Source organism: Cellulosilyticum sp. I15G10I2 (assembly GCF_900095725.1).
GTDB lineage: Bacteria > Bacillota > Clostridia > Lachnospirales > Cellulosilyticaceae > FMMP01.
Genome location: NZ_FMMP01000006.1, coordinates 432,677 through 454,895 on the forward strand (window position 1 = coordinate 432,677; position 22,219 = coordinate 454,895).

Here is a 22,219-nt window from a genome sequence, read left to right on the forward strand (position 1 = left end):
TAGGGCTATGCTCTATCTTCTTTTATTCATCAAAAAGTATAAAATGACACTTGCTTTAGGTATACTTATATGAAAAAGTATATTTTGGGCGCAGATACCAAAAGCTATATATGGCACAATGCTTGACAGTATTTTTAAAACGTTATACAATTATGTTGTTATTTGCACATAGCAAAAAATAGGGAGGTGGTAAATATAAATAGCATAGCAATCATAATAGTAGGATTCATTGGAGTTATTTTAGTTGGAATAATAGCCTTTTCTAGTGGCGTATTTTATAGAAAGCGTATAGCTGAAGCACAAATAGGGTCTGCAGAAGAGAAGTCTCGAAGGATTATAGATGATGCTATAAAGACTGGGGAAGCTAAAAAAAGAGAAATGCTTTTAGAAGCTAAAGAAGAAAATATTCGTATTAAAAACGAGCTTGACAAAGAAGTGCGCGAAAGAAGAAACGAGCTTCAACAATTAGAAAAAAGGTTAGTGCACAAGGAAGAAACGCTTGATAAAAAAACAGCGGCCCTTGAGCAGAAAGACGAACAGCTTCAACATAAAATTGATAATGTTGAGAAAGTAAAGGTCGAGATAGATACGCTTCATAAAAAACATTTAGAAGAGCTTGAAAGAATATCAGGACTCACTCTAAGCGAAGCTAAACAATATCTGTTAAGAACCATTGAAGATGAGGTCAAACATGAATCTGCAATACTTATTAAGGATATAGAAGCTAAAACAAAAGTAGAAGCAGACAAAAAAGCAAAAGATATATTAACCAATGCTATTCAAAAATGTGCAGTAGATCATGTAGTGGATACCACTGTCTCTGTAGTGCCTTTGCCTAATGATGAAATGAAGGGAAGAATTATAGGACGAGAAGGTCGAAATATCCGTACGCTTGAGACACTAACAGGAATAGATCTTATTATAGATGACACACCAGAAGCTGTTATTTTATCTGGATTTGATCCTATAAGAAGAGAAATCGCTCGTGTAGCACTTGAGAAGTTAATTGTAGATGGGCGTATTCACCCAGCACGTATCGAAGAAATGGTAGAAAAAGCAAGAAAAGAAGTAGAAGTTCTTATAAGAGAAGAAGGAGAGGCAGCAACGTTTGAAACAGGTGTGCATGGTCTCCATCCAGAGCTTATTAGATTACTTGGAAAAATGAAATTCAGAACAAGTTATGGACAAAATGTACTCAGACATTCAATAGAGGTTTCTAACTTAGCGGGGCTTATTGCAGCAGAACTGGGACTTGACATCCGTGTTGCTAAGCGTGCAGGATTACTTCACGATATTGGCAAGTCTGTTGATTATGAAGTTGAAGGTTCACACGTAAGCATTGGTGCAAATCTATGTCGTAAATATGGAGAAAATCCTCTTGTTACTAATGCAGTAGAGGCACATCATGGAGATGTAGAACCAGAAACGGCTATTGCTGTTATTATTCAGGCTGCGGATACTATTTCAGCCGCAAGACCAGGCGCGAGAAGAGAGACTTTAGAAACTTATATTAAACGGCTTCAAAAACTCGAAGAGATTGCAACATCATTTAAAGGTGTTGAAAAGTCTTTTGCAATTCAAGCAGGTAGAGAAGTCAGAATTATGGTTGTTCCAGAAGAAATAGATGATAATGGTTTAGTGCTTCTTGCAAGAGATGTAACTAAGCAAATTGAAAACGACTTAGAATATCCAGGGCAGATAAAAGTGAGTATTATTAGAGAGACAAGGGCAACTGAATATGCTAAATAAAATAGCGATACATTATGTATCGCTATTTTATTTAGCATATTTTTAAATTTTATACTGCTTTTAAATAAGGTCAGGAGAGTCCTTGATTTGAAGGAATTTCATTTAAAATGAATTTTTGCATTAAAACACTTGCAAAACTGCGTGGGTATCACTATAATGGTTCTATAATGATACAGGAGTGTGATACATAATGATTTCTAGATTAGCAGCTCAGATAGCTCCATCCTCAACTTTAGTGATAACAGCTAAAGCAAATGAACTTAAATCACAAGGAGTAGATGTGATTGGTTTTGGAGCGGGAGAGCCTGATTTTGATACACCAGAATATATTAAAAAAGCAGCGATAGATGCAATTATGCAAGGTTTTACAAAATATACACCAGCAGCAGGCACGGTCTCTCTTAGAAAGGCCATAGCAACTAAATTGCAAAATGATAATAATGTACATTATAGCCCTGAACAAATTGTAGTGAATAATGGGGCAAAACATTCGCTTGTTAATGCTTTTATGGCTATATTAAATCCAGAAGATGAAGTGATCATTCCAGCACCGTATTGGCTAAGTTATCCAGAAATGGTGAAAATCGCAGGGGGCAAACCAGTATTTATCAATACTCAAAGGGGTAACGACTTTAAATTGCAGCCAGAAGAGTTAGAAGCTGCGATAAATGATCAAACAAAAGCTTTGGTTATTAACTCCCCGTCAAACCCTACAGGCGTCGTATATACGAGAAAAGAGCTAGAGGTATTAGCACATATTGCTGTTAAGCATAATATATGGATTATATCAGATGAGATTTATGAGTACCTTGTATATGGAGAGGCAAAACACACTTGTATAGCGTCTTTATCAGAAGAGATTTATAAACACACCATTACGATTAATGGTCTTTCTAAAAGTCATTCTATGACAGGGTGGAGGATTGGTTATTTGGCGGCGCCTATTGAAGTTGCAAAAGCAGCAGCTAACATACAATCCCATGCAACCTCTAATCCTAATTCAATTGCCCAGAAGGCTGCAGAAGCTGCAATTTTAACTGAAAATGATTTTGTAAGCCAGATGGTGAGAGAGTTTGCGAATAGAAGAGACTACATGTATGGACGTTTAACCCAGATTAAAGGGTTAGATACAATAAAACCCCAAGGGGCATTTTATTGTTTTATTGATGTAGCGAAACTTTATGGTAAAGTATATAACGATCAAGTTATTGCATCAGCAGCTGATTTTGCAGATTTTATATTAGAAGCAGAAAGTGTAGCTTTAGTGCCGTGTGCAGATTTTGGAACGCCGGATTGTATTAGACTTTCTTATGCGATTAGTCAAGAAAGCATAGCTAAAGGATTAGACCGTATAGAGTCTTTCATTAAGAAGCTTCAATAAACGATAGGGATAGTTAATAAAATATACAAATAAGGAAACAATAAGATAGGTCTCATTGTTTCCTTATTTTTTTATGGATCTAGATAAAATGACCGCATCTGGAAAGGCATTCTTTAACGACTTTGCGCGGTTGAGTTAGCAATGCATTAATCGAACGAAAATTTCGCTCTCTAAATAATTGTTCGAAAAAATATTGTAAAATGAAACTTTTTTACATATAATAAGGATATAATACGATCTATGAAAGGAAAAATGACATGAGAAACTCCTACAAAAGCCCTTTAGAGGGAAGATATGCAAGTAAAGAAATGCTTTATTTATTTTCAGAAGAGAAGAAATTTAAAACATGGAGAAGACTTTGGGTAACGCTGGCAGAGACAGAGTGTGAACTAGGATTAAATATTACTAAAGAACAAGTTGATGAACTTAAGCAATATATGGACGATGTTAATTACGAGGTGGCAGAAGCATGGGAAAATAAAGTTCGTCATGATGTTATGGCGCATGTGCATGCCTATGGAGAACAGGCTGTAAAAGCTATGCCTATCATACACCTTGGCGCAACAAGCTGTTATGTGGGAGATAATACTGATCTTATCATTATGTATGAAGGACTGGAGCTTATACGCAAAAAGTTGATCAATGTTATGCACAAGCTTTCTAAATTTGCCACAGAATATAAGAACCTGCCTACTTTAGGTTTTACACATCTGCAGCCGGCGCAGCTTACTACAGTCGGCAAAAGAGCAACTTTATGGTTACAAGATTTATGGCTTGATTTAATAGAAGTAGATACCCTGCTTGAAAGGAAGCGTCTTAGAGGCGCCAAAGGCACTACAGGAACACAAGCTACTTTTTTAACTTTGTTTGAAGGCGATTATGAAAAGGTTAAGCAGTTAGATCAAAAGATAGCCCAAAAACTTGGTTATGATGAGGTTTACCCTGTAACTGGCCAAACCTATACTAGAAAATTTGATTCACAAGTGCTTAATGTATTAAGTCAAATAGCCCAATCGTCTTATAAATTTAGTAATGATATCAGAATTCTTCAGCACCTTAAAGAAGTAGAAGAGCCTTTTGAAAAAAATCAAATTGGTTCTTCAGCAATGGCTTATAAGCGTAATCCTATGCGTACCGAACGCATTTCATCATTGGCTAGATATGTGATTTGTGATGCTCTAAATCCAGCTATTACAGCGTCGACGCAATGGTTTGAAAGAACTTTAGATGACAGTGCTAATAAAAGGATAGCTGTATCAGAAGCCTTTTTGGCAATTGATGCAATACTTGAAATCTATCTTAATGTAGCCTCAGGCCTTGTTGTCTATCCAAAGGTTATTGAAAAACATATTATGGATGAATTGCCATTTATGGCAACAGAAGTAATACTTATGGAGGGGGTAAAAAGAGGCGGTGATAGACAAGAACTTCATGAAAAGGTAAGAGTACTGTCTATGGAAGCAGGTGCTCAAGTTAAGCAACATGGTGAATCTAATGACCTCATTGACAGAATTATTAAAGATGGTACGTTTAATATGACTGAAGATGAACTTTATGATATTTTGAAACCAGAGAATTTTATTGGATGCGCAGCACTGCAAGTTGATGACTTTATTAGCCAGGTTATTGATCCGATTATAGAGGCTAATCAGTGCATTCTAGGGATAGATGGAGATGTGAGAGTTTAAGCCTAAACAAGATAAGAGACTGCACGATAGCTTAAGTCGCAGTAATCGGTTAAGAAGCTTATAATCTGATAAAAAAGAGAGGTTCTAAAAGTTCAAGTGTATAGAACTTTTAGAACCTCTTATTATGCTTTATCAGAAGACATGATTTCTTTTATACCTTTAAATGTTCCTAAAAAGTTAATAGCATCTGAAGGAAGAACGAGTTTGCTTGAATCACCTTCAGCGATCTTCTCCAGGGCTTCCATAGAACGAATAGCAAGAATATTATCATCTACGCCAGACTCTTTGATTGCAGTAAATACTGATTTAAGACCTTCAGCTTTAGCTTGTTGGATTTTCATAATAGCAGCTGCTTCACCTTCAGCTCTAAGGATATCAGCTTGTTTTTGTCCTTCGGCCTCTCTCATTAAGCGCTCTTTCTTAGCTTCTGCATTAAGAATTGTTGATTCTTTTTCGCCTTCTGCGAGTAAAACAGAAGATTTCTTTTGACCTTCAGCAGTTAAAATAGCTTCGCGTCTTTGACGTTCGGCACGCATTTGTTTTTCCATAGCTTCTTGAATGTCTTTTGGAGGAAGAATATTTTTAAGTTCAACTCTATTTACTCTAATGCCCCACTTGTCGGTTGCTTCATCTAAAATAACTCTCAGTTTTGTATTGATGATATCTCTAGAAGTAAGTGTTTCATCCAGATCTAGTTCGCCGATGATGTTACGAAGTGTAGTTGCTGTTAGATTTTCTATAGCACTTATTGGATTAGCAATCTCAAAGATATAATAGACTGGATCTGTTACCTTATAGTAAACAACAGTATCGATTTGCATAGTAACATTATCGCGGGTAATAACAGGTTGAGGCGGGAAGTCCATAACAACTTCACGTAAGTCAACCATTTTATAGACGTTTTCAATAAAAGGAATAATAAAGTTAACACCTGTTTCAGCTTTGCGGCTGAATTTACCAAGCCTTAGGACAATCCCTACACTGGACTGTCTAATGATTTTAATTGAACTAAAGCATAGAATAAGTATAAAAGCTAATATAATGATAACGACTAGATTTCCAAACATTTAATTAACCTCCTTAGTTTTGGGCTTCTGATACAATAAGACGTACACCTTTGATTTCGTGAATTTGTACGACGGCGCCTTTTTCGATAGCATTACCGTCTTGTGATACAGCCGTCCAAATTTCACCGTCAAGTTTTACAAGTCCGCTTTCAAAGCTATCTTTTCCTACATTTTGTATAACAATACCTTTTTTGCCGATCAAGCTGTCGATATTTGTTGGAAATGTATGGCCCGATGCAAATTTTTTTGCGAAATGTTTAGTGAGCGTTAAGAGTAGTATAATAGAAATAACTAGAAATATAACACTTTGGTAAAGGATGTTGTCGGTAAAGAAAGAGACTATAATGGTAAGGAAAGCACCTATTGCAAACCAAATAAGAAAGAATCCGCTATAGAGTATTTCTGCGACGCTAAAAACAATACCTACTATAAGCCATAAAATCCACATAGATTATCCTCCTTTTATTATAATACATACCTTATTATTATAACATATGACGGGGTATAATGATATTAGAAGATTAACACAAGTATAAAATATGATATAATAAAAATATAAATATAACACATAAATATAAATATGAAGGAAGTGCAAATGTGAATAATATTGGATTTATTGGAATTGGCAATATGGGAGGCGCAATGGCAAAAGCTATTGCAAATCGGGAAGGTGAATTAGAGCAAGTTGTGATATATGATGTAAATAAAGAGTCTTATAAAAAGTTTTTAGATGATGAACATATTGTTATTGCTGAAAACTTGGAAAAATTTCTGAAGCAAACTAAATATATTGTTTTGTCTATCAAACCACAATATTATGAAGAAATTTGTTTGCAGATAAAAAACTTCTTAACACCAGAACAAATTATTATAACCGTGGCCCCTGGACATAGTCTTGCTATGATGAAAGAGCTTTTAGGAGAAGCAACAAAGATAATTCGTACAATGCCTAATACGCCTGCACTTATAGGGGCGGGAATAACAGCTTATACGTATCAACAAGAGGTATTAATTAAAGATGAAATAGATAGATTCTTGGAGCTATTTAATAGCTTTGGAAAAACAATATATGTTGAAGAGAAGCTAATGGCAGCAGTAGTTGCAACTACGGGCAGTTCTCCAGCTTACGCCTATATGTTTATTGAGGCTATGGCAGATGCGGCGGTAAGTTTTGGTATGGCAAGAGAGAGTGCTTATGAAATGTCAGCATTGGCTATAAAAGGAGCCTGTGAGATGATCTTGCAGACAAAGAAGCATCCAGGAGAGCTTAAGGATGCAGTTACCTCACCTGGGGGGACAACGATACAGGCAGTAACAACTCTTGAAGAGTTTGGTTTTAGGAATAGTATCATTAAAGGTATGATGGCGTGTTATCATAAAGCCAATCAAATGGGGCATGAGTCACAAAACAAGGGGAGGTAAATCATGAAACTTATCCAACGTGAAATTGTTTATAAAGGTAAGATATTTGATGTGGCAGAGGATACGATTGAAATAGATAAAGACAAAGTTACAAAGTGGGATTTGGTACTCCATAATGGAGCCACTGCAATAGTTCCTATTACGGAGGAGGGTGAAGTCATTTTAGTTAAACAATACAGGAATGCAAGCAATAGAGAAGTGCTTGAAATACCAGCAGGTAAACTAGAAAAAGGAGAGGATCCTTTAACGTGCGCGCTAAGAGAATTAGAAGAAGAAACAGGCTATAGGGCTACTCATATTCACAAATTATGCGCGATGTTTAGCGCGATAGGTTTTAGTGATGAAAAATTGCATCTCTTTATTGCGACGCAGTTAAAGAAAGGCCAACAGCATTTAGATGAGGATGAATATATCACTATAGAGAAATATCCACTGCATGAGGCTAGAGATATGATTTTTTCAGGTGAGATTGAAGATAGTAAAACAATAGTAGGTATTCTTAGTGCGTGTTATTTTTTAAATAAGTAGTTCTAAAATAGAGGCTTGTATCATAACTTGAGTTAAGGTGCATAATTTTTATGGGGGATAAAAGATGAAGAGAAAATATGGTACAAGACTTAAGGACTACTTTACAAATGACGTGATTGTCGTAGCACTATTTATACTAGCAATAATTAGTGGGAGCGTTTATGCGCTATATATTAAGGATAGAGATAGTTCTGTTTTTCTTATGCTTAATAATTATATTTTATTAGATGCTAAAACGTCTTTTCAAATAGAAAAAGTATTAAGTAGTATATATGGCTATTTTAAACAGTTGATAGTGATTTGGTTGTTTGGTCTTTTTGCGTTTACCTTACCTTTAAGTCTTGGTGCGTTTTTTATTATGGTATTTTCTTATGCATTTACAACGACGTGTATTATTCTGATCTACGGAATAAAAGGACTGATGGTTGCGGTGTTTGCTTATGGTCTGCAAGCTATTATTATGCTCGCTATAGCTATGTATCTAGGAATTTCCAGTATTAGAAAAAGCAGCTTAAAAGTCCCCTATGTGTTTGGCAATAATTTTTTAGGTATTATACCTATGGCGGCGGGGAGTTGTGTGATTGCTTTATTAGATGTATTAACAATATCAAATCTACACTATATCGTAACCTTATTATTATAGTGCAAAGTTTTAAAGTATAATTGTTTTGCCTAAGTATTTATAAAATGCAACGTAAAAAATAAAAGGCTGACCTTTCTTGTTGTCGAAAGGTGGCCTTTTTTAGTATGTTAAAGAGTGTTTAGTAAGTGAAAATATACTAAAAATAAAAAATATGATGACTGTTTGAAAATTTAGAGTTATTATGTGAAATTATGTGTTGACAGAATACTCCATAATGCTATATTATATAATTCATAAATAGTTAAGAAGATGTATAATTATATAAGATAAAAGTTAGAGTAATTTAATAACAGAATAAGCATTATAACTTGTTATAAAGGCAAATCTATTGAAAAGTAGAGACGCAAAGCCACGAGTCTAAGGTTTAATTACTACGATAGTCGGGCCGCCATGTATATAATTTAACTACTATAAATGAATACTTTGCTGAAAATTTGTTTCCATGATCAATTTAGGTAGGTTTTACAAGCTTTAATAATTTATTAAAGTGGCATTTTTTGTGCCTGTAAATATCACAGTACATAATGGTGATTTTTGTCAGTGGATTTTCTAATTTATAGGAAGGAATAAAATCATGGTAGGTGACATGATTTTATTTTTTTGCACTAATTTATAACATTTTTTATATTTCTGATAAAGGTATCTAAAAGATATGTGTTAAAAAGTGCAGTTGTAGATGTATTCCTTTTATAAAACAAGTTAAAATGTTCCGTATGAAAAAAATAAGTATATAAGGGGGAGGATAAATACTTACAAAATTTTCACAAGTTTAACTATAAAAAATCATAAAAACAAGGCTGACATAAAATGACAGGTGCTTTAGGCGTATAGTTTCTTTATATTTATTGATTTATAAAAGATTTAAATATATAATGATTTATATATATATTTAGCGTTATATAGCTATAATTATCTTTTAAAAGATATATAATGACAACATATAAAGACAATACACAAAAAATATAAGCATATAATGAAGAGGGGGGACAAATATGGATTTGTTTCATAATATAGATATCATCAATAAAGCACTTGATGCAACCATGTTAAAATATAATGTTATAAGTGATAATATAAGTAATGTCGATACACCTGGTTATAAAAGAAAAGATGTAGTATTTGAAAGTCTTTTAGCAAAAGAAATAGATAAAAAGGGAATAAAAAATATTAACAGCGACAACATTAATCCGGTGGTTTATATAGATAAGCAAAACTATATGTATAAAATGGACGGCAATAATATAGACATAGACATTGAAATGGCTGAATCTGCAAAAGTAAAGCTTAAATATGATGCGCTCATTACGAGGACTTCAGCACAACTAAGCCGCTTTAAAACAATACTACAAACGATTAAATAATATCAGGAGGGGTAGAGATGAGCTTTTTCGGTTCAATGGATACATCCACATCAGGTTTAACCGCGCAGAGATTAAGATTAGATGTGATTTCTCAAAACATAGCTAATAGCAATACGACAAGAACTCCAGAGGGAGGGCCTTATAGAAGAAAAGCAGTATTATTTGAGCCTATTAATAACCAAGAAAGTTTTAATAATGTTCTAAATAAATATACAAGTTCTAAAAATAATGGGGTAAGAGTGTCACAAATTATAGATGATAATAAGCCTTTTCCTATAGTATATGATCCAACACATCCAGATGCAGACGAGAGAGGCTATGTTCAGCTTCCTAATGTTAATATGATAGAAGAAATGGTTAATATGATTTCTGCAAGCCGTTCATATGAAGCGAATGTTACAGCATTTAACGCAATGAAAGCCATGGTTGGTAAGGCACTCGAAATTGGAAAATAACAGTAGGAGGAATATAAATGATACAAGCTATACAGCAACTACAAGGAGCTTCCTTGGGTGTAAACAAATTAAGTAGTAATACAAATTTGACGAGTGATACTAGTTTTGTAGACTCCTTTGAAGCTGCTAAGAAGTTATTGCAGGAAACAAATGAAGCTGAAAAAATTGCCAGTGAGTATACATATGATTTTATCACAGGTAAAAATGACAATATACATAGTTTAATGATCGCTCAAGAAAAATCTAGTATTTTACTACAATTTACAATGCAAGTTAGAAATCAAGTAATTGATGCTTATAAAGAAATAATGAGACTCCCAATCTAGTACCTGATTCAAAAGGAATGAGGTGAATTCATGCAGGAAACATTTGAACAAATATCGAATCAGGTCACCGAAAAATGGGGAGAACTTTCTAAAGCACAAAGAATAAAAATATATATAGGTGTAGTAGCGCTAATTGTTACTATAGGCATTATTGGCTTTTTAGCTAAGCCGGAGAATAAAATTCTATACCGCAACATTGATTTAAAACAAGCATCTGAAGTAACAGCTGTTTTATCAGAGCAAAAAATAAAATATAAACTTTTAGACGGTGGGACGACTATAGAGGTCGATGAAAAGCAGTTTAATGAAGCAAAGCTTGTACTCGCACGAGAAAATGTCCCAAAAGGACAATATACTTTTGATGATGCCATTACAAATAGTATGTCTACAACTCAAGATGAGAAAAAGGCAAAAATGAATCATCTTAAAAAAGTGGAACTTGAGAGTTTACTAGAATCTATTGATTCTATTCAAAAAGCACAGGTTACTTTAGTTATACCAGAAGAGAAAAATTCGTTTATTCAATCAAAACAACAAAGCAGTGCAAGTGTTGTTCTGACGCTGAACAAAGAGCTTACTTCACAAGAAGCAGAACTCGTAGCCAGGCTTGTAGCGAGTGGTGTGCAAAATTTAGACATGGGGAAAATAACAATTATAGATTCTAATGGAAAGAATGTATTTGTCGGATCAGATGAGGGGAATCTTGCGCTTGGGAAACAGCAAGAACTTAAAGGCGCTGCTGAAAGTTCTATCAAGTCTAAGATTATAGAACTTTTAGGCATTATGTATGATGATGTAAGAATTGGATCTAACCTTGTGCTGAATTTTGATCGGTATGAAGAAGTTAAAGAAGAATATACGCCACAGTTTGAAGAAAACAGCAGAGGGATTATACAAAAAGAAAATGTTTCAAGTTCTTCATCTAAAAACACTCAAAATGGGGCAGAACCTGGAGTGGCTAATAATGGGGGAGATGCACCTAATTATCAAATTGGTAATGGAACGAATGGAGAAAGTAAGTCGGATACTAAAGAAGTAACATATGTTACTGATAAAAAGGTATCAACTTCTGTTAAAAATGTAGGAGATATTGATTTTAAAGCATCTTCTTTAGCAGTAAGTTTATTTAAAAACAAACTTTATCAGCAGCAGACAATCGAACCTACTCTTGCGGGGATGACGTGGGAGCAATTTAAAGAGCAAAATAAGGATCAAAAAATTATTGCTGTCGATGAAGCAACGGTAGCTTCAATTAAAAGTGCAACCGGCATAGATAACGTGGTTGTACAAGCCTATGAGAAACCTATTTTTGTTGATCAAGAACCTTATAGTATAAATTATAAAGATTACTTACCATTTATACTTATTCTGCTGATACTTATTATGATTGTTATTGCAGTTATGAAGTTTAGAAAACATGAAGACGTTGTAGAAGTAGAACCAGAACTTGAAGTAGAAGAAATGTTAAAAGCAGCAAAAGATCAAGTGGAATTAGATGAAATTGAGCTGAAGGAAACACTGGAAACGAAACGTCAAATTGATAAATTTGTAGATGAAAAACCAGAAGCCGTAGCGAACTTATTACGCAATTGGTTGACAGAAGATGATTGGGAGTGATGAGTTTGGCAAAAGAGCAGTATACAAGTAAACAAAAAGCAGCAATGTTACTCATAGCACTAGGGCCAGAAAAATCAGCAAAAATATTTAAGTATTTAAAAGAAGAAGATATAGAACAATTAACACTTGAGATTGCCAGTATTAAGGCAGTCTCACCTAAAGCAAAAGAGGAAGTTCTTCAAGAATTTTACGAGATGTGCTTAGCGCAAGAGTATATAGCTGAGGGTGGCATAGGTTACGCTAAGCAGCTTCTTGAAAAAGCCTTAGGTTCAGATAAAGCAGTAGAAGTTATTAATAAACTTACTGTTTCACTACAAGTCAGACCGTTTGAATTTGCAAGAAAAACGGATGCAACACAGTTAGTTAACTTTATTCAAAACGAACATCCGCAAACAATAGCTTTGATTCTGTCCTATTTAAAACCATCACAGGCTGCACTTATCATTAGATCTCTTCCGCCTGATATGCAGTCTGATACTGCAAGAAGAATTGCACTAATGGATCGCGCGTCGCCAGATGTGATTAGTCAAATAGAACGTGAATTTGAAAAAAGGCTCTCTACACTTGTATCAGAAGATTTTGCAACTATTGGAGGCATTGACTCTATCGTTGAGATTATCAATCAGGTAGATCGAGGAACAGAGAAAAATATTATGGAAAACTTAGAAATTGAAGATCCAGAACTCGCAGAAGTCATTAAAAAACGTATGTTTGTATTTGAAGACATTACTACACTTGATAATAAATCTATACAGAGAGTGTTACGTGAAGTTGATAATCATGAGTTAGCTATTGCACTTAAGGGAGCAGGAGATTCTGTTAAACAGATAATTATGAGTAATATATCTAAGCGTCTTGCAGCTATGATCGAAGAAGACTTAGAATATATGGGACCAAAACGTGTTAAAGAAATTGAAGATGCTCAACAGAAGATTGTTAATATTATTCGTAAACTAGAAGATGCGGGTGAAATCATTATATCCCGTGGAGCAGGAGATGAGGTTGTTGTCTAGTATCATAAAAGGTGGAAGAATAAGAAACCAAACGGTTATAAATTTATCAGAACGATTACAAATTACCCAAGTCGAATATGAACGTTCTGAACCTCTAGATGATGAAGCAGTACTAGGCGAGCAAGGACCAGAAGCAATAAGCCTGATGCATTTAGAGGCGCAAAATTTATTAGATGAAGCGCAGCAAAAAGCGGAAATCATAATCAATAATGCGCTAAAAGAAGCAGAAGAGATTAGAAAAGAGGCTGCATTTGAAAAAACTAATTTATTGGAAGATGCTTCTAATAAGCACCAGCTTTTTTTAGAGCAAGCAAGAGAAGAGGCTGCACAAATAGTAAAGAATGCCTACCAAGAAAAAGAGCAAATTATAAACAGTACAGAGCCAGAGCTTGCACAGACCTTAATAGCCTTGTTGCAGTACTTAGTTGGAGAAGAAGTATATCATAATACTGGATGGGTACGCTGTATTATCAAGCGTATGCTGGCAAATGATGTATTTAAGAAAGATATTAAAGTATATGTTTCGCCTGAGGTTTACAATAGGTTAACTGATTCGGAAAAAGAAAGTTTAATGTCTATTAAAGAAGAGGTTACCTTGCAAGTATCAGAAGCATTAAGTAATACGGCGTGTAAAGTCGAAACACAAGAAGGTGCTATTGAATATGATGTAGTAGATGGGTTAGATCAAGTTATATCAGATCTTAAAATATTACAAAATTTAAAGCAGGAGAATTTATGATTGACTTAAAGAAATATTTAGATATTACCAACAAGCAATTGTGGACTTACACAGGTCAAGTAACTAAAGTAATTGGGATGGCAATAGAATCTTTAGGTCCTTTTGTAAATATAGGCGATATATGCTGTATTGAAGCTGCTGGAGGTCAAAAACAAGTCTTAGCAGAAGTTGTTGGGTTTAAGGAGAAACACATTTTGCTTATGCCGCTTGGTAATCTAGAAGGTATTGGTCCAGGGTGCAAAGTTAAATCATTTGGAGATAAACTTAATATTAAAGTAGGGGAACAGTTATTAGGCCAAGTCGTAAATTGGCAAGCGGAACCGATAAGTGGAGAAAAAATAGATTGCAGAGACAGCATGCCTCTCGAAAACACAGCGCCTAATCCATTAACCAGAAAAAGAATTACTTCTAATATGGAGCTTGGTATTAGAACTATTGATGGTATGCTCAGTATTGGAAAAGGTCAAAGAATAGGTATTTTTGCAGGAAGTGGCGTAGGAAAAAGTACACTATTAGGAATGATCGCAAGAAATGCCTTATCAGATGTTAATATCATCGCTTTAATTGGCGAGCGAGGCAGAGAAGTAAGAGAGTTTTTAGAAAAAGACTTAAAAGAAGAAGGGCTTAAAAGATCAATTGTCGTAGTAGCAACATCAGATCAACCTGCTCTTATACGATTAAAGGCTGCACAAACAGCTACAGCATTGGCCGAATATTTTAGAGATCAAGGAAAAGATGTGCTCTTAATGATGGATTCTTTAACAAGATTCTCTATGGCACAAAGAGAAATAGGACTTGCGACAGGTGAACCTCCCGTTTCAAGAGGGTATACACCATCAGTTTTTGCTGTTATGCCTAAGTTATTAGAGAGAGCTGGCAACTCAGATAAAGGTAGTATAACTGGGATGTATACTGTACTTGTAGACGGTGATGACTTTAATGAGCCTATTACAGATACAGCAAGGGGTATATTAGATGGACATATTGTTTTGTCAAGAAAATTGGCTAACAAAGGGCATTATCCAGCTATAGATGTACTAGCAAGCATATCAAGAGTTATGAATGATATCGTAACTGAAGAACATAAGGGTCTGGCGATAGAAATCAAAAAGCATATGGCTATTTATAAAGAATCAGAAGACCTTATTAATGTAGGTGCTTATAACAAAGGCAGTAATAAAGAAATTGATAAAGCGATTGAAAAAATAGGCAAGATTAATCAATTTTTATGCCAATCCGTTCATGATAAAGTTGATTTTCAAAATACTTTGGAACATATGAAAAAAATTATTAATTAGGAGGGAAGTGAATGTTTAAATTTGAACTTAATTCAGTTCTTTCGCTAAAAGAAAAAGTAGAAGATACTAAAAAAAGAGAATTAGGGGCTGCAAGTACGCATAAAGAGGGTTTAGAACAACAAAAAGAAATATTAGTTACTGAACATGATGGCCTATATAATGCAATCAAAGCAAATACCTGTGCAGATTTTGATATTAAACAGATTAGAACACTCAATAGATATTCACATCATATTAAAAAGCGAATTAAACAAGCAGAAAATGATATTAATAAAGCACAAGAAGTGGTTGAACAAAAACGTGATGAACTGCTTCAAGCAATGAAAGAAAGAAAAATACTTGAGAAGTTAAAAGAAATAAAACTTGAACATTATGTGATAGAAGCTAAGAGAACTGAGCAGCTATTAATAGATGAAATGGTGAGTTACAAGTATGGAGAAGCAAGAAGGAGCGAGGCATAAAATGGCTAATAAAAACTCAAAATCAATAGAACTAGAGGCAAAACCTTCTCCAATTGAACCGAAGAAGAACAAAAAAGGTAAACAACTTCTTGTGTTTGTTGTTATTTTGGCTGTCGTGGGAATTGTTGGATTCGTATTTCGAAAGCAATTAGGACAGTTTCTTGCAGCGAATCTTAAAAATGTACCTATAGTGGGGTCAGTATTTAAAGAAGAGAGTGATCCATACCTCAACATTACTAAAGAGCAGCTTATTCAGGAATTAGAAGTGAAAAAAACAGAACAAACGAATTTAGATCAAAGGATAAAAAGTTTACAAGAACAGAATGAAATATTAGAGCAAAGAATAACCGACTTAAAAGAATATGAAGTAAAGCACGAGGATTTTTTAAACCAGAAAGAAGCATGGGATAAGGAAGTTGCTAAAACTAACCCTAATATGTTTCTAGAACAATTTGAAAAAATGTATCCTGAAACAATGGAAAAAATATATAAGGATATTAAAATAGATACGCAAATTACAAAAGCACAGAAACAATTTGCAACGACTATAGCTCAAATGGAACCTGAACAAGCAGCACGTGCTCTAGAAATACTCATTCCTACTGATCCAGAGCTTATTAAATTGATATTTGCAAGTATGGAACAAGAAAGAAAGTCGTTAATACTAAATAATATGCTATCAAGCAATGCTGCAACAGTCATTAAGTTATTATCGCCTGATGTTACACTGACTAATGAATAGGAGGGATAGAATGGATAATATAAATATTAACCTGCTGGCACCTAGTACTCAAGAATCTAAAACTGACAAGATAAGTGTTAAAACCACTCCAAACAATGCGCAAGAGAGTAAGAATACTTTTGATAATCAGCTTAGCCGCATAAAAAACAAGGAGGTTAAGTTATCAAAGAGTGTCCTTAAAGATGCTGTCAAAGATATCCCCATAAATAAACCTGTTGAAATTAAAAAAATGGATGAAGAGGCAAATCAAGAGGTTGTATGCCAAATGATTCTAACACTTATCAATAATGTTTTAGACATACCTTTAGAGCGTATAGAGCAAGTATTAGAAGATATGAATATTACGCCTTTGGATTTAATAAACCAAGACATATTTAAGACGTTTTTAACACAGGCTTATCCGAGTTATGATGAACATCAATTATTATTTAATGAAGAGGGGTTAAAGGATGTCAGTAAGTTATTTGTGAAGCTTGAACAGATAGGTGAAATGATAGAGGGGAATCAAAGTCATATACTTATTGAAAAGTTAGTCATACAAGATCATGTTGTAAGAACCTCCATTGTGCAAATAGATGCGACGGCGCAAGCACCAGAAGAAACAGCGCAGGATACAACTAGTTCACAGGTTATTATACAAACGTCCCTCCCCAAAAATCTAACAGGCGAACCCCTATTAAAAGAGGCAATAACAGAAGAACTCATGCCAGACGGTAATTTAGAAGATGGGATATTTAATCTTCAACAAACAGGACTTGGCATGAATATACCAATACAATCTTTTAATACAGCAGTAGGTGCAAAACTATGGAATACAGAAAACACACAGGCTGAACATGCACAGTTTGTACATAGTGAATCTATAACGCATCAGATTATTAATAAGCTAGACATTACTTCCTTGGGTAATACAAAAGAGATTTCAATGGAGCTTTCCCCTAAAGAACTGGGTAATCTATCTATTAAGTTGGTAGAAAGCAATGGTGTACTTGTTGCAAGTATCCGCGTTGATAATGAAAAAACAAAAGAGTTACTTTTAAACGAAGTTGCTCAGCTTAAGCAAACTTTAGAAAGTCAAGGGTTATCAGTAAGTGAAGTAAAAGTTGATATCAGACAAAACCCTCATCATTCTCAGATGGAGCAACAAAAACAAAAATCCACAAGGCGTATTCAGGAACTTATTGATAAACATTTAATAGAAGAACCAAGTGAACAGATGCAGGTAGATGAGAAAACGGGAGAACTTATTGAGACAGAAGTTAATTATATGGTCTAAGGGAGGTTGCACATGAGCAATGTAAATTTAGTCACAGGCGATAGTGATTATTTAAAAGTTACAAGTGACAGAACAACAAAACAAGAATTAGATAAAGATGCTTTTATGAACTTGTTAGTAACGCAAATGAAATATCAAGATCCACTTAATCCCATGGATAACCAACAAATGATGGCACAACTGGCGCAGTTTTCTGCGTTAGAGCAGATGACTAATGTGGCGCAAACTGTTGAAAAGCAATTTGCAAATGGGATGATTGGCAAGCATGTTTCTTACCAATATACGGATTCTGATACAGGACAAACCCAGTATTTAATCGGTAAAGTAGACTATGTTAAAATAAATAGTGGTGAGACTTTGATTGGAATAGGTGATAAAGAAATAAAAGTAAAAGATGTTAAGCAAGTACTTGACCCCGCAGTTATCCAAGCCAATACTTCTGCATTCGAGCTTATAGAAAAAACTATCCAAGGCTTGACTAAGGAAAAGAATAGCCAGGGTGCAGAGGAAGAGGTGATTGTTGAGGGTGAAGTGCTAGGTGTAAAAATGAAAGATGAACAGCCATACCTTATTATTGGAACCGGTGAAGGTTTAATTGAAATAGACTTTAACAATGTCCAAAATATTGTAGATAAGCCTACTATCACCGGCAGAATTGTTACTGCAACAATAAAAGATGAATCCGGAGAAGAACAGACCATTCAAGGACTCGCAGAGTACATAAAGATTAAAAAAGAAGGTACATATGTTTACGTAGATGGACAATTTATAGCATTTGAAGACATACATACTATTGCAAACAAATAGAGTTTTGTAAAAATAAAAGACGTATAGGAGGAAACGAGTTATGATGAGATCAATGTTTTCCGGTGTATCAGGGCTTAGGGTTCATCAAACCAGAATGGATGTAATAGGTAATAATATTGCAAATGTAAATACAATAGGGTATAAATCCCAGCGTGTTACTTTTAATGAAGTATTTTCACAAACGCTTCAAAGTGCCAGTGCGGCTAGTGATGAAACAGGCCGTGGCGGACTTAATCCAATGCAAGTAGGACTCGGAGTAAATATCTCTTCTATCGATATGCTAATGACTCAAGGGGCTGCACAGCGTACAGATAACCCTTTTGACCTTATGATTAACGGGGAGGGATTTATTGTTGTAGGGGATGCTACCGGTAAATACTTTACAAGAGCTGGAGCCTTAAGACAAGATGATGATGGGAATCTAATTATTCCAAACGGTATGAAAGTTATGGGATGGCCATCCAGTGAAGATGGCAAAGCTATTAACAGAGGGGAAGTTGTACCGTTAAAGCTAAACACCCCAGAGTTTAAATCAACTCCACCTCAAACAACTACATCTACTTCTTTAAGCGGTAACCTTAATACTAATGACTCGCCTGTTTCATCGCAACTTAAGATGTACGATTCATTAGGTAATTTATACACGATGAATGTCTATTTTACTTATAATGGAGGAGGCGAGTGGTCATTATCTCCTAATGATGATGGTTCAGGTGGAAATATTGTTTTAACAGATGCCTATGGAAACATCCATACTACATCAACAGCATTTCCAGTACAGACAATTGAATTTGACGCTAGTGGGAAATTAGATTCAGCTAAAACATTTAATATGCTTACTGATGAATTAGATCTAAGTGCTGCAACGGTAACAGTTGAAGATGCCAATGGGAATACTATGCTAAACGTTAATGCAGAAATAGGAAAAGATAGTACAAACTTTGTAGTTGATCTCGGCGGACTTACCCAATATGCAGCAAAAACAAATGTAGATTCAAAAACCGTTGATGGTAAAGCAGCTGGAAAAATGCAGGGCTATGATGTAGGGGCTGATGGTAAAATAACAGCTTACTACGATAATGGAGACAGAAGACTGCTTGGACAAATTGTTGTTGCACAATTTGATAATCCAGCAGGGCTTGAAAAAATGGGCGATAATCTATACCGTTCAACAGCTAACTCCGGTGATTTTGACAACATAGGTAAGGTAGGCAATTTCCAAGCAGGGGTACTCGAAATGTCCAATGTAGACCTTGCAAAAGAATTTACCGAAATGATTGTTACACAAAGAGGTTTCCAAGCCAACTCAAGGATTATTTCTGTTTCAGATGAGATGCTGGTAGAGCTTACTAACCTTAAACGATAATAAGTAGTTAGGAGAACATTATGATTAAGCTTACAAAGTTAAATATGCAGGAGTTTGTCATTAATTCAGACTTAATAGAGACTATAGAGCATACACCAGACACAGTGATTAGCATGACAACAGGCAATAAGTATGTTGTTAAAGAAAATCAAGAAGATATTATTAATAAAATTATTGAATACAAAAGAAAAATACTACTTCTAGTAGATAGATAAGGAGGTGGTTAAATGGATATCGCAACATTGGCCGGATTAGTAGCAGGAACTATTTTTCTTATTCTATCGATTATATTGTCTGGTGGGCGTTTGGCGTTATTTGTGGATGCACCATCAATGATGATTGTATTTGGAGGAACGCTAGCTGCATTATTAATCTCTTATCCTGTTTCAAAGTTTCTACAGTCCTTTAAAACCGTTAGACATGCTTTTTATCATAAAGAACTAGATCCTACAGCTGTTATTAGTAAAATCAATGAGCTTGCTTTAGCAGCCAGAAAAGAAGGATTACTTGCTCTAGAGGAAATTGCTCAAGGAATGGATGACGCTTTTTTACAAAAGGGTATTCTTTTAATAGTAGATGGGACAGACTCAGAACTTCTTCGTAGTATTTTAGAAACCGAAATTGCTTTTGTTGAAAACAGGCATAAAGATAACCAAGGTTTTTGGAGCGGCGTTGCTGATTTAGGACCAGCTTGGGGAATGATAGGAACACTTATAGGGCTTATTGCCATGCTAGACTCACTAGATGATCCATCTACTATTGGACCTAAAATGAGTGTGGCCTTGATTACAACATTATATGGCTCATTGCTGGCTAACTTTTTTGCAACACCGGTTGCTAGTAAGTTAAAGATTAAAAGTAATGAAGAAATACTACATAAACAAGTCATGATAGAAGGATTATTATCGATTCAAGCTGGAGAGAACCCAAGAGTTATAGAAGAAAAACTTAAAGCATTTTTATCACCAGCAACACGTAACATATTTGATAAGGCTCAAAATACGGAAGAGGAATAGGCAGGTGAGAGAGAATGAAAAAAAGTGAAGATGAACCTAAGAAAGGTGCCCCGGCATATATGAATACATATGGGGACATGATGACTTTACTACTCACTTTCTTTGTATTGCTATTCTCTATGTCAAGTATTGATGTGGCTAAATTTAGAGCGGTTATAGCTTCTTTTGATGGTTCAATTGGTGTCTTAAGCGGTGCACAAACTATAGAAGAAAATACAAGTATGTTAGGTAATGGTATTAAACAGTTTCCACAAAAAAAGAATAAGGAAGATTTAAAACAACAAGCAAATAAAGATGCTCAGGAAATATTAGATAAACTTAAACAAAATCTTGAGCAATATGTCCAAGATAAAAATTTGCAAGATAAAGTGAGTATCGAACAAAATGGAGATGAAATTATCCTAAGGTTTGATGATGTACTTTTATTTGACACAGGCAAGGCAGATATTAAACCAGGAGCTATTCCAGTATTAGATACATTAGGTGTCAGGCTGAAAGAATACTTGGAACAAGGGTATCGAATCAGACTGGAAGGACATACAGATAATGTACCTATTAGGACGAGTCAATTCCCAAGCAACTGGGAACTGTCTGCAGCTAGAGCTATAGCAGTAGCAAAATTCTTTACTGATGAGATGAGCTTTGAAGTTTCAAAAATATCTACAGAAGGCTTTAGAGATAATGTACCAATTGGAGATAATGGCACGCCAGAAGGCAGAGCGATGAATCGTAGGGTAGAGATTAAAATCAGTAAAGATAATAGGTCATAACATAGAAAAGTTGGTGATTAAATGTGGATAAAAAATTTAAGATATTTGTAATCATTGCAATTGTTCTTTTGGGGATAGCCCTAGCAGTAAGTACGTTTTTAGTTTTAAATATAATTAACACGGAAAAGGCACCTACTGCAGATAATAAAGAGACTAAGAGTAAAACTAAGATTATTACTATTGACTTAGGGGAAGCCATAACAAGCAATGTTTATGATGAAGCAGGCGAACAACACATAGCTAGAGTAAGTATTAGTTTTGGCGTTAACGAAGCTTCAAAACAGTATAAGAAATTTAAAAAGGATTATGATGCAAGCAAGGTAATTATAAGAAATGAGATTATACAGAGTATACGTGAGCAAACGTATGAAATGATGTCAAGAACAGATGCTCAAACCAAGTTAGGTGATGAGATTGCAGAGCGTATCAATAAATTATTAAACACAGAAGTTGTAGTAGAAGTCTATTTTGGAGACTTTTTTGTTCAATAGGTA

24 protein-coding genes and 1 riboswitch are annotated in these 22,219 nt (G+C 34.7%); of the genes, 22 read left to right on the top strand and 2 right to left on the bottom strand.

Annotated features, from left to right (window positions below):
- Positions 1–186: 186 nt before the first annotated feature.
- The 3 genes from rny (at position 187) to purB (ending at position 4,818) form a co-directional block, all read left to right on the top strand.
- Positions 187–1,749, top strand: a complete 1,563-nt coding sequence (gene rny, locus BN3326_RS02000; RefSeq protein WP_330389575.1) for a ribonuclease Y — start codon at positions 187–189, stop codon at positions 1,747–1,749.
- A gap of 190 nt (positions 1,750–1,939) precedes the next feature.
- Positions 1,940–3,130 (top strand): pyridoxal phosphate-dependent aminotransferase, encoded by a 1,191-nt coding sequence (locus BN3326_RS02005; protein ID WP_330389576.1) that lies wholly within the window; start codon positions 1,940–1,942, stop codon positions 3,128–3,130.
- A gap of 257 nt (positions 3,131–3,387) precedes the next feature.
- Positions 3,388–4,818 (top strand): adenylosuccinate lyase, encoded by a 1,431-nt coding sequence (purB, locus tag BN3326_RS02010; RefSeq protein WP_069997441.1) that lies wholly within the window; start codon positions 3,388–3,390, stop codon positions 4,816–4,818.
- Positions 4,819–4,940: 122 nt separating this feature from the next.
- On the opposite strand, the gene BN3326_RS02015 is transcribed toward purB, so the two are convergent.
- Entirely contained in the window at positions 4,941–5,885 is a 945-nt protein-coding gene (locus BN3326_RS02015) for an SPFH domain-containing protein (RefSeq protein WP_069997442.1), read from the bottom strand.
- A 13-nt stretch (positions 5,886–5,898) separates the two neighbouring features.
- Complete coding sequence (locus tag BN3326_RS02020; RefSeq protein WP_069997443.1) at positions 5,899–6,333, bottom strand: NfeD family protein; 435 nt, start codon at positions 6,331–6,333, stop codon at positions 5,899–5,901.
- Between the two features lie 149 nt (positions 6,334–6,482).
- Here BN3326_RS02020 and proC point away from each other — a divergent pair, with 149 nt between their 5' ends.
- From proC to BN3326_RS02115, 19 genes are all read left to right on the top strand, one after another.
- Complete coding sequence (gene proC, locus BN3326_RS02025; RefSeq protein WP_083258466.1) at positions 6,483–7,307, top strand: pyrroline-5-carboxylate reductase; 825 nt, start codon at positions 6,483–6,485, stop codon at positions 7,305–7,307.
- Between the two features lie 3 nt (positions 7,308–7,310).
- The gene (locus BN3326_RS02030) at positions 7,311–7,835 is read left to right on the top strand and encodes an NUDIX hydrolase (RefSeq protein WP_069997444.1); all 525 of its coding nucleotides are present in this window, start codon (positions 7,311–7,313) and stop codon (positions 7,833–7,835) included.
- A 64-nt stretch (positions 7,836–7,899) separates the two neighbouring features.
- Positions 7,900–8,478 (top strand): hypothetical protein, encoded by a 579-nt coding sequence (locus tag BN3326_RS02035; RefSeq protein ID WP_069997445.1) that lies wholly within the window; start codon positions 7,900–7,902, stop codon positions 8,476–8,478.
- A 308-nt stretch (positions 8,479–8,786) separates the two neighbouring features.
- Positions 8,787–8,871: riboswitch (cyclic di-GMP riboswitch) on the top strand.
- Positions 8,872–9,470: 599 nt separating this feature from the next.
- Positions 9,471–9,839, top strand: coding sequence for a flagellar basal body rod protein FlgB (gene flgB, locus BN3326_RS02040; RefSeq protein ID WP_069997446.1), 369 nt, complete (start codon positions 9,471–9,473; stop codon positions 9,837–9,839).
- 17 nt (positions 9,840–9,856) lie between these two features.
- Positions 9,857–10,294 (top strand): flagellar basal body rod protein FlgC, encoded by a 438-nt coding sequence (gene flgC / locus BN3326_RS02045; RefSeq protein WP_069997447.1) that lies wholly within the window; start codon positions 9,857–9,859, stop codon positions 10,292–10,294.
- A 17-nt stretch (positions 10,295–10,311) separates the two neighbouring features.
- Complete coding sequence (gene fliE / locus BN3326_RS02050; RefSeq protein WP_069997448.1) at positions 10,312–10,620, top strand: flagellar hook-basal body complex protein FliE; 309 nt, start codon at positions 10,312–10,314, stop codon at positions 10,618–10,620.
- A gap of 30 nt (positions 10,621–10,650) precedes the next feature.
- A complete protein-coding gene (fliF, locus tag BN3326_RS02055; RefSeq protein WP_069997449.1) occupies positions 10,651–12,237 on the top strand; it encodes a flagellar basal-body MS-ring/collar protein FliF in 1,587 nt (528 codons plus the stop codon).
- Positions 12,237–13,250, top strand: a complete 1,014-nt coding sequence (gene fliG, locus BN3326_RS02060; RefSeq protein ID WP_069997450.1) for a flagellar motor switch protein FliG — start codon at positions 12,237–12,239, stop codon at positions 13,248–13,250. Before fliF ends, fliG begins: the two co-directional genes overlap by 1 nt.
- A complete protein-coding gene (locus BN3326_RS02065) occupies positions 13,243–13,989 on the top strand; it encodes a FliH/SctL family protein (protein WP_069997451.1) in 747 nt (248 codons plus the stop codon). Before fliG ends, BN3326_RS02065 begins: the two co-directional genes overlap by 8 nt.
- Entirely contained in the window at positions 13,986–15,287 is a 1,302-nt protein-coding gene (gene fliI / locus BN3326_RS02070; protein WP_069997452.1) for a flagellar protein export ATPase FliI, read from the top strand. The genes BN3326_RS02065 and fliI overlap by 4 nt, the downstream gene beginning before the upstream one ends.
- Positions 15,288–15,298: 11 nt before the next feature.
- Positions 15,299–15,748 (top strand): flagellar export protein FliJ, encoded by a 450-nt coding sequence (gene fliJ / locus BN3326_RS02075; RefSeq protein WP_069997453.1) that lies wholly within the window; start codon positions 15,299–15,301, stop codon positions 15,746–15,748.
- 1 nt (position 15,749) lies between these two features.
- Positions 15,750–16,490: a MotE family protein gene (locus tag BN3326_RS02080; protein ID WP_069997454.1), complete on the top strand. Its 741-nt coding sequence runs from the start codon at positions 15,750–15,752 to the stop codon at positions 16,488–16,490.
- Positions 16,491–16,500: 10 nt separating this feature from the next.
- Positions 16,501–17,766, top strand: coding sequence for a flagellar hook-length control protein FliK (locus tag BN3326_RS02085; RefSeq protein WP_069997455.1), 1,266 nt, complete (start codon positions 16,501–16,503; stop codon positions 17,764–17,766).
- A 12-nt stretch (positions 17,767–17,778) separates the two neighbouring features.
- Positions 17,779–18,573 carry a flagellar hook assembly protein FlgD gene (locus BN3326_RS02090; RefSeq protein WP_069997456.1) on the top strand — a complete coding sequence of 265 codons (795 nt, stop codon included), beginning with the start codon at positions 17,779–17,781 and terminating at the stop codon, positions 18,571–18,573.
- Positions 18,574–18,613: 40 nt separating this feature from the next.
- Positions 18,614–19,939 (top strand): flagellar hook protein FlgE, encoded by a 1,326-nt coding sequence (locus tag BN3326_RS02095; protein WP_069997457.1) that lies wholly within the window; start codon positions 18,614–18,616, stop codon positions 19,937–19,939.
- A gap of 20 nt (positions 19,940–19,959) precedes the next feature.
- Positions 19,960–20,154, top strand: a complete 195-nt coding sequence (locus BN3326_RS02100) for a flagellar FlbD family protein (protein WP_069997458.1) — start codon at positions 19,960–19,962, stop codon at positions 20,152–20,154.
- 12 nt (positions 20,155–20,166) lie between these two features.
- Entirely contained in the window at positions 20,167–20,955 is a 789-nt protein-coding gene (locus BN3326_RS02105) for a motility protein A (protein WP_069997459.1), read from the top strand.
- A 14-nt stretch (positions 20,956–20,969) separates the two neighbouring features.
- Entirely contained in the window at positions 20,970–21,725 is a 756-nt protein-coding gene (locus tag BN3326_RS02110; protein ID WP_069997460.1) for a flagellar motor protein MotB, read from the top strand.
- Between the two features lie 23 nt (positions 21,726–21,748).
- A complete protein-coding gene (locus BN3326_RS02115; RefSeq protein ID WP_069997461.1) occupies positions 21,749–22,216 on the top strand; it encodes a flagellar basal body-associated FliL family protein in 468 nt (155 codons plus the stop codon).
- Positions 22,217–22,219: the final 3 nt, after the last annotated feature.